At 48.7% G+C, this 7,500-nt stretch carries 4 protein-coding genes, 21 tRNA genes and 2 rRNA genes (1 of these 27 cut by a window edge); 24 read left to right on the top strand and 3 right to left on the bottom strand.

Features of this window, described 5'->3' with window-relative positions; genetic code table 11:
• The 23 genes from NSS94_RS01710 to NSS94_RS01820 form a co-directional block, all read left to right on the top strand.
• Positions 1–1,614 (top strand): 23S ribosomal RNA (locus NSS94_RS01710) (it extends 1,313 nt beyond the left edge of the window).
• Positions 1,615–1,765: 151 nt separating this feature from the next.
• Positions 1,766–1,882, top strand: a 5S ribosomal RNA gene (rrf, locus tag NSS94_RS01715).
• Positions 1,883–1,918: 36 nt separating this feature from the next.
• A tRNA-Ile gene (locus NSS94_RS01720) sits at positions 1,919–1,995 on the top strand.
• A gap of 22 nt (positions 1,996–2,017) precedes the next feature.
• Positions 2,018–2,093 (top strand) — tRNA-Ala (locus tag NSS94_RS01725).
• A gap of 4 nt (positions 2,094–2,097) precedes the next feature.
• Positions 2,098–2,173 (top strand) — tRNA-Asn (locus tag NSS94_RS01730).
• A gap of 35 nt (positions 2,174–2,208) precedes the next feature.
• Positions 2,209–2,282: transfer RNA gene (locus NSS94_RS01735), tRNA-Met, on the top strand.
• A 3-nt stretch (positions 2,283–2,285) separates the two neighbouring features.
• A tRNA-Ser gene (locus NSS94_RS01740) sits at positions 2,286–2,377 on the top strand.
• 32 nt (positions 2,378–2,409) lie between these two features.
• Positions 2,410–2,481, top strand: a tRNA-Glu gene (locus NSS94_RS01745).
• A 6-nt stretch (positions 2,482–2,487) separates the two neighbouring features.
• A tRNA-Val gene (locus NSS94_RS01750) sits at positions 2,488–2,563 on the top strand.
• Positions 2,564–2,593: 30 nt separating this feature from the next.
• Positions 2,594–2,667, top strand: a tRNA-Met gene (locus tag NSS94_RS01755).
• Positions 2,668–2,692: 25 nt separating this feature from the next.
• Positions 2,693–2,769, top strand: a tRNA-Asp gene (locus tag NSS94_RS01760).
• A 66-nt stretch (positions 2,770–2,835) separates the two neighbouring features.
• Positions 2,836–2,908: transfer RNA gene (locus NSS94_RS01765), tRNA-Phe, on the top strand.
• 26 nt (positions 2,909–2,934) lie between these two features.
• A tRNA-Thr gene (locus NSS94_RS01770) sits at positions 2,935–3,010 on the top strand.
• Positions 3,011–3,014: 4 nt separating this feature from the next.
• Positions 3,015–3,100, top strand: a tRNA-Tyr gene (locus NSS94_RS01775).
• Between the two features lie 19 nt (positions 3,101–3,119).
• Positions 3,120–3,192: transfer RNA gene (locus NSS94_RS01780), tRNA-His, on the top strand.
• A gap of 17 nt (positions 3,193–3,209) precedes the next feature.
• Positions 3,210–3,284, top strand: a tRNA-Gln gene (locus NSS94_RS01785).
• A gap of 4 nt (positions 3,285–3,288) precedes the next feature.
• Positions 3,289–3,364: transfer RNA gene (locus tag NSS94_RS01790), tRNA-Lys, on the top strand.
• Between the two features lie 14 nt (positions 3,365–3,378).
• Positions 3,379–3,466, top strand: a tRNA-Leu gene (locus tag NSS94_RS01795).
• Positions 3,467–3,472: 6 nt separating this feature from the next.
• A tRNA-Gly gene (locus tag NSS94_RS01800) sits at positions 3,473–3,547 on the top strand.
• Between the two features lie 10 nt (positions 3,548–3,557).
• A tRNA-Cys gene (locus NSS94_RS01805) sits at positions 3,558–3,628 on the top strand.
• 26 nt (positions 3,629–3,654) lie between these two features.
• A tRNA-Arg gene (locus NSS94_RS01810) sits at positions 3,655–3,731 on the top strand.
• A 23-nt stretch (positions 3,732–3,754) separates the two neighbouring features.
• Positions 3,755–3,828 (top strand) — tRNA-Pro (locus tag NSS94_RS01815).
• Between the two features lie 9 nt (positions 3,829–3,837).
• A tRNA-Gly gene (locus NSS94_RS01820) sits at positions 3,838–3,908 on the top strand.
• Positions 3,909–4,109: 201 nt separating this feature from the next.
• On the opposite strand, the gene NSS94_RS01825 is transcribed toward NSS94_RS01820, so the two are convergent.
• The 3 genes from NSS94_RS01825 to NSS94_RS01835 all read right to left on the bottom strand — a co-directional run bounded on the left by NSS94_RS01825 (position 4,110) and on the right by NSS94_RS01835 (position 6,451).
• Positions 4,110–5,213 (bottom strand): PAS domain-containing sensor histidine kinase, encoded by a 1,104-nt coding sequence (locus NSS94_RS01825; RefSeq protein WP_029516027.1) that lies wholly within the window; start codon positions 5,211–5,213, stop codon positions 4,110–4,112.
• Positions 5,206–5,859 (bottom strand): response regulator, encoded by a 654-nt coding sequence (locus NSS94_RS01830; RefSeq protein ID WP_165150863.1) that lies wholly within the window; start codon positions 5,857–5,859, stop codon positions 5,206–5,208. Before NSS94_RS01830 ends, NSS94_RS01825 begins: the two co-directional genes overlap by 8 nt.
• A 142-nt stretch (positions 5,860–6,001) precedes the next feature.
• Positions 6,002–6,451: a GAF domain-containing protein gene (locus NSS94_RS01835; protein ID WP_029516025.1), complete on the bottom strand. Its 450-nt coding sequence runs from the start codon at positions 6,449–6,451 to the stop codon at positions 6,002–6,004.
• Between the two features lie 299 nt (positions 6,452–6,750).
• On the opposite strand from NSS94_RS01835, the gene NSS94_RS01840 reads away from it, so the two are divergent.
• Entirely contained in the window at positions 6,751–7,491 is a 741-nt protein-coding gene (locus NSS94_RS01840; protein ID WP_029516024.1) for a Crp/Fnr family transcriptional regulator, read from the top strand.
• The last annotated feature ends 9 nt before the right edge of the window (positions 7,492–7,500 follow it).

A 7,500-nucleotide genomic window follows, 5' to 3' on the forward strand; every position in this document is an offset into this window, starting at 1 on the left:
GAAAAGATCTGTGAGAATCAGATCCGCCGAAAGCCTAAGGGTTCCTGAGGAAGGTTCGTCCGCTCAGGGTAAGTCGGGACCTAAGGCGAGGCCGATAGGCGTAGTCGAAGGACAACAGGTCGAAATTCCTGTACCACCGTAATCCGCTATGAGCGATGGGGTGACGCAGTAGGGTAGTGACGCGGACGGATGGATGTCCGTCTAAGCAGTGAGGCTGGTGTGTAGGCAAATCCGCACATCGTAAGGCTGGGCTGTGATGGGGAGCGAAAATTGTAGTAGCGAAGGTCATGATCTCAGACTGCCAAGAAAAGCCTCTAGCCAGGAGAAGGTGCCCGTACCGCAAACCGACACAGGTAGGCGAGAAGAGAATTCTAAGGCGCGCGGAAGAACTCTCGTTAAGGAACTCGGCAAAATGACCCCGTAACTTCGGGAGAAGGGGTGCCTCGGTAGGGTGAATAGCCCGAGGGGGCCGCAGTGAAAAGGCCCAAGCGACTGTTTAGCAAAAACACAGGTCTGTGCGAAGCCGCAAGGCGAAGTATACGGGCTGACGCCTGCCCGGTGCTGGAAGGTTAAGGGGAGTGGTAAGCCCTTCGGGGCGAAGCTATGAACCGAAGCCCCAGTAAACGGCGGCCGTAACTATAACGGTCCTAAGGTAGCGAAATTCCTTGTCAGGTAAATTCTGACCCGCACGAATGGCGTAACGACTTGGGCGCTGTCTCAACGAGAGATCCGGTGAAATTTTAATACCTGTGAAGATGCAGGTTACCCGCGACAAGACGGAAAGACCCCATGGAGCTTTACTGCAGCTTGATATTGAATTTGGGTACGATCTGTACAGGATAGGTGGGAGCCGTTGAGCCTTGAGCGCCAGCTTGAGGGGAGGCATCCTTGGGATACCACCCTGATCGTATCTAGGTTCTAACTTGGTACCGTGAACCGGTGCGAGGACAGTGTCAGGTGGGCAGTTTGACTGGGGCGGTCGCCTCCTAAAGAGTAACGGAGGCGCCCCAAGGTTCCCTCAGAATGGTTGGAAATCATTCGAAGAGTGCAAAGGCAGAAGGGAGCTTGACTGCGAGACCTACAAGTCGAGCAGGGACGAAAGTCGGGCTTAGTGATCCGGTGGTACCGCATGGAAGGGCCATCGCTCAACGGATAAAAGCTACCCTGGGGATAACAGGCTTATCTCCCCCAAGAGTCCACATCGACGGGGAGGTTTGGCACCTCGATGTCGGCTCATCGCATCCTGGGGCTGAAGTAGGTCCCAAGGGTTGGGCTGTTCGCCCATTAAAGCGGTACGCGAGCTGGGTTCAGAACGTCGTGAGACAGTTCGGTCCCTATCTGTCGTGGGCGTAGGAAATTTGAGAGGAGCTGTCCTTAGTACGAGAGGACCGGGATGGACGTACCGCTGGTGTACCAGTTGTTCCGCCAGGAGCACCGCTGGGTAGCTATGTACGGAAGGGATAAGCGCTGAAAGCATCTAAGCGTGAAGCCCCCCTCAAGATGAGATTTCCCAATTAGTAAGACCCCTTGAAGACGACGAGGTAGATAGGTTGGGGGTGGAAGTGCAGTAATGCATGGAGCTGACCAATACTAATCGGTCGAGGGCTTATCCTAAGATAAAACGCAAAAGAGTTTCGGATCCAGTTTTCAGGGTGTAACCTTGAACGTATGTACAAGTGACATACAACAAGCGCATGGCTATTCATTCACACGATAAGTGGTGAAGCGAATAACCGTACGGAAGAATTTGCACAGCAAATTCATGTTTGGTGGCGATAGCGGAGGGGTTCCACACGTACCCATCCCGAACACGACCGTTAAGCCCTCCAGCGCCGATGGTACTTGGACCGCAGGGTCCTGGGAGAGTAGGACGTCGCCAAGCGATATCCTTTAGAGGATGATAAATTTTTACATGTTAGGGCCTTTAGCTCAGCTGGTTAGAGCGCACCCCTGATAAGGGTGAGGTCGGTGGTTCGAGTCCACTAAGGCCCACCACTTCTAGAATAACAAAAAGATTGGGGCCATAGCTCAGCTGGGAGAGCGCCTGCCTTGCACGCAGGAGGTCAGCGGTTCGATCCCGCTTGGCTCCACCAATATTCCCTGATAGCTCAGTTGGTAGAGCACTCGACTGTTAATCGAGTTGTCACAGGTTCGAGTCCTGTTCGGGGAGCCATATTTTGAATATTTCTGACTTTTATATATTAAGGTGGCGGCGTAGCTCAGCTGGCTAGAGCGTACGGTTCATACCCGTGAGGTCGGGGGTTCGATCCCCTCTGCCGCTACTCGGAGAGATACCCAAGTGGCTATAAGGGGACCCTCTGCTAAGGGGTTAGACTGCGAAAGTGGTGCGAGGGTTCGAATCCCTCTCTCTCCGCCATAAATTTATTGAGACCAGAACTTATTTTGCAAGGCCCGTTGGTCAAGGGGTTAAGACACCTCCCTTTCACGGAGGTAACAGGGGTTCGAATCCCCTACGGGTCATAATATGGAGGCTTAGCTCAGCTGGGAGAGCATCTGCCTTACAAGCAGAGGGTCGGGGGTTCGATCCCCTCAGCCTCCACCATAAGAAAATTTGAGAAATGCTTTTTAATGTCGCGGGGTGGAGCAGTTCGGTAGCTCGTCGGGCTCATAACCCGAAGGTCGTAGGTTCAAATCCTGCCCCCGCAATTAATTTCCTATTGGAAATGTCTCTGGAACTGTGGTGTAGAGGCCTAACATGCCTGCCTGTCACGCAGGAGATCGCGGGTTCGAATCCCGTCAGTTCCGCCATTTTAGCTTCATATATAATTGGCATATATAGTGCGGATTATATGATGTAGTAATAAAATTTAATATGGCTCGGTAGCTCAGTCGGTAGAGCAGAGGACTGAAAATCCTCGTGTCGGCGGTTCGATTCCGTCCCGAGCCACCTTTCAAGTGGGAAATGAGTAATGTGCCGGTGTAGCTCAACTGGTAGAGCAACTGACTTGTAATCAGTAGGTTGGGGGTTCAAGTCCTCTCGCCGGCACCATTTTGGAGGATTAGCGAAGTGGCCAAACGCATCAGACTGTAAATCTGCTCCCTTACGGGTTCGGTGGTTCGAATCCATCATCCTCCACCAGTCTTTTCATAATCATATGGCGGTCGTGGCGAAGTGGTTAACGCACCGGACTGTGACTCCGGCATTCGTGGGTTCAAGCCCCATCGGCCGCCCTTTATTCTTAATTTATTGGGGATTAGCCAAGCGGTAAGGCAACGGACTTTGACTCCGTCATGCATAGGTTCAAATCCTATATCCCCAGCCATTAAGAGCCATTAGCTCAGTTGGTAGAGCACCTGACTTTTAATCAGGGTGTCGAAGGTTCGAGTCCTTCATGGCTCACCATTTATAATTATTTTGCGGTCGTGGCGGAATTGGCAGACGCGCACGGTTCAGGTCCGTGTGGGCTAACCCCCCGTGGAGGTTCGAGTCCTCTCGACCGCACCATATTTTGCGGACGTGGCTCAGCGGTAGAGCATCGCCTTGCCAAGGCGAGGGTCGCGGGTTCGATTCCCGTCGTCCGCTCCATTATCCATACGGCGCCATAGCCAAGTGGTAAGGCAAAGCTCTGCAAAAGCTTCATCCCCAGTTCAAATCTGGGTGGCGCCTTGACTACTCATTATGGAATTTAATATGCGCCCTTAGCTCAGCTGGATAGAGCGTTTGACTACGAATCAAAAGGCCGGGAGTTCGAATCTCTCAGGGCGCGCCATTTCTTAAAAAAATGTATAATGTCGGGATGTAGCTCAGCTTGGTAGAGCACCTGGTTTGGGACCAGGGGGTCGCATGTTCAAATCGTGTCATCCCGATACTGTTTTGCGGGTGTAGTTCAATGGTAGAACTCCAGCCTTCCAAGCTGGTAGCGTGGGTTCGATTCCCATCACCCGCTTTTTGCTATAGCGGATTCTTGTTGCCTCAGTGGTGACACCTTATAAATAAAGAGAGCCTGTCTGGGGACAGAGCTCTCTCTTTTTTTGTATTTATCCTCATGTAATCCACAATGTGTTGATTATCCATAATCTTCGGTATCGGTGTATTCGTTCTGATCATACAACTGGCATACACCGATAACCGATCTAGTGGACAGTTTTTACACGGGAATGGTCAGCTGGATGGAGGTTCCCTCGTCTGGAGCAGAGGTTATGCTCATAAATCCCCCTACCCCTCTAGCTCGTTCTTCCATACTGAACAATCCAACTCCCTCTCCTTGGGACTTTCCAGAGAATCCAATGCCTTTATCCCGAATGGTCACTTGTATCATTTCATTTTGATCCTCAACGTCGACATATGCCTCTGCTACATCTGCGTATTTGGCTACATTCGTTAACGCCTCTTGTACAATCCGATAAATTGCAATTTCCTTGCGAATATCAACCCGTTTACGTAGATTGCATTGAAAATGCACCTCAATCCCGTAATGAGAACAGAAGTTTTCAATATAGGTTCTTATGGCTGGGACGACACCCAGATCATCCAGAACTGAGGGACGAAGTTCCCACGCTAGACCACGAACATCTTTGATGATGTCGGTCACCTGCGAACGGAGATTCTCCAGAGTAGCACTAGGTTGTTCGGCAAGTTGGCTATCCAATTGGATAATAAGTGAAAATAAGCTTTGCCCTATCCCATCATGCAGCTCTCTTGAAAAGCGTTTACGTTCTTCTTCCTGTATTTGCATGACTTGTGTCATCATAGACTGAAGTTCAGCTTCTACTCTCTTCAGTTTAGTGACCTCATTGCGGATCGCTAAGTACTGATAGGGTTTACCTTCCTCGTCCATAAACGGAACGATCGTAGTATTCACCCAGTAGTAGCTGTTATCTTTAGCACGATTACGTATTTCTCCTTGCCATACCTCACCTGAACGGATCGTAGTCCACAGGTTTTTCATGAAGGCGGGGGTATGATAGCCTGAATTAATGAGACGATGATCCTGACCGATCAGCTCTTCACGACTGTATTGCGAAATCTCACAGAACTTGTCGTTTACGTACTGAATAATACCTCGATGATCGGTCAAAGCAACGATGGAAGACGTATCTAGGGCAAATTTCAGATTGGATAATTGGTGGAGTGAGTTACGCAGCGCATGAAGAAAAGGGGATTCTGGTATATAAATTTCCAGATCATTCAGCAGTTTATCGGTTGATTCACCAAAGGCATGCTGCAGTAAAGGGTTAGAAGGTTCATTCATAATGGAGTAGCCCCTTTTTTAGTGCGAATTTGACTAGCTCAGGTCGTGTTTTCAAGTTAAGCTTCTCCATAAGATTGCTTTTATGGGACTCTACGGTTTTGACACTAATCACCAGGTGCTCGGCAATTTCCTTGTTGGCATATCCTTTGGCTACCCAGGATAGAATCTCTTTTTCCCGCTCAGACAAGGATTCATAGGGTCCGGCTATGCCTTCCTGTTTGATTTTGTCCAGATATTCACTCATCAGTCGTTTGGTTGCATTCGGGTACAAATAGGCACTACCTTCGGCCACAGACTGGATGGCAGCGAGTAACTCCTCGTGAGGTGCGCTTTTTAAAATATATCCGGATGCTCCAGCTTGAATGGCTCGGAACAGATATTCTTCATCGTCATGCATCGTTAAAATAAGGACTTCTGTATCGGGCAGCTGTTTTTTTAATTCAGTGGTTGCTGTGAGACCATCTTTTCCAGGTGGCATGCTAAAATCCATGAGCACAACATGAGGTTGTAGCTCCAATGCCTTGCGGATTGCCTCATCCCCGTCTGCTGCATCTCCTACTACCTTAATACCGTTTTTGCCGTCCAATAGGGCCATGAGGCCAGAACGTACGACAACGTGATCATCCACTACTAGTATACGAATCAATTTGTCATCCCCTCGAACGGTAAAAAACCGTACGTTTTGTCATAATCATAGCAAATTTTAGGGATTTCAATCAACAAAGATAGTTAGGGACAGCTATATCAAGTATCTGATGAGGATCATTATCTATAGAAACATTGTTGAGCTATGGAGTGAGAGGGTAAGCACATAGTTGGCTAAGGCGTTGAGCTACTTGAGTAGCCTCGGCTATATCAGACTCTGTGAACATCCTCACATCACGATTACCAAGAAGCAGCACACCGTTGGGCAGATCCCCTGTGCTGGAAAAGGGAATGGCAACAGCAGAGTGAAGCTGCTCGGCCAGCATTAGTGCACATTCCTGACGCAGACGTATACTACCTGATAGCAGAGCACTTACAGTTACGGTACGTCCCAAGCGAACAGCCATACCGGCAATACCATGGCCAATCTTAAAAGAAATAAGGCGATAGCGATTGCTTCGGCTACCAGAGGCGTAATACCAATGCAACTTACCACCTGACTTAGACATAAATGCAAGGGCAGTGAGATCACCATAAATAGTATCTCTCAACTGGTTCAGTTCTTTTCGCATTTCATCCGTTATTTGTAGCATAGAAGACACATCCTTTTTCATAACCAAACTATATCTCTAGTTCATTGTAGTTTCGACAGTTGCAAAAGTAGATCGGGGAACCCCCTGATCTATAGGCGCAGGAAACACTGACTTTTCATCTGGTCGGATAAGGAGTAGGGAAATGGTCGATAAATGGGGCGTTAGCTTACTTCAGAAGTGATATTTATCACAGCAAATCAGGGAGTAGGAAGGTATAAAATCAGGTGTTCTCCCGATAACAACCCAGGCGTTAAAACATTATGATATAGATATCAGGTAAACACGAGGAGGACGCTAACATGCAAGCCACTTGTATGGAACGGTTTGGGGACGAAGCGGAACGCACGGGAATTCAGATTTATTTGACAGATGAGCATTTTGATCTGCTAAAAGATATTATGTCCTGGAAGAAGGTAAAGGCAGGCGTTATGCTTTTCCGAGAGGGCGATGATGCAGAGCAGCTTTATTATATACATTCAGGTCATGTCAAACTTCGTAAATCGACAGAAGATGGTAAAGAACTGATTCTGACCATTCAGCATCAAGGCGACTTAATTGGGGAATTTAGCGGGATAGATGGAGAAGAGTATAGTTGCACTGCGGAAACAGCCGATGTGTGTGAGTTAGGCGTCGTGCTTGTTAAGGATCTGGAGTCGCTCTTGTCCAAAAATGGGGAAATGGCACTTCAGTTCATCCAGTGGATGGCGATGAAGCAACGCATTATGCAATCGCGTTTTCGGGACTTACTGTTGTATGGTAAAACTGGAGCGTTAGCGTCTACATTGATCCGTGCTAGCAATACATGTGGCGTGGCTGTGAAGGATGGCATTTTACTAAATATGAAGCTAAGTCACTCCGAATTAGGTGAGATGATTGGAGCGACGCGCGAGAGTGTGAACCGGATGCTGAGCGCGCTGAAAGAGCAGGGAACCCTAGATACAAGGGATGGAAAGATTGTCATTCACGATCTCAAGGTATTACGTGGCATGTGCTGCTGTCCTTCGTACGGCCAATGTGCCCATGAAATTTGTCGCCTCTAATATATGAAT

The sequence above is a fragment of the Paenibacillus sp. FSL L8-0644 genome, from assembly GCF_038008165.1.
Taxonomy (GTDB): domain Bacteria; phylum Bacillota; class Bacilli; order Paenibacillales; family Paenibacillaceae; genus Paenibacillus; species Paenibacillus polymyxa_D.

Excerpts from the sequence above, each read along its gene's own strand:
- NSS94_RS01825 (WP_029516027.1), bottom strand. The coding sequence starts at position 5,213 with ATGAATGAACCTTCTAACCCTTTACTGCAGCATGCCTTTGGTGAATCA.
- NSS94_RS01835 (WP_029516025.1), bottom strand. The coding sequence starts at position 6,451 with ATGCTACAAATAACGGATGAAATGCGAAAAGAACTGAACCAGTTGAGA.
- NSS94_RS01840 (WP_029516024.1), top strand. The coding sequence starts at position 6,751 with ATGCAAGCCACTTGTATGGAACGGTTTGGGGACGAAGCGGAACGCACG.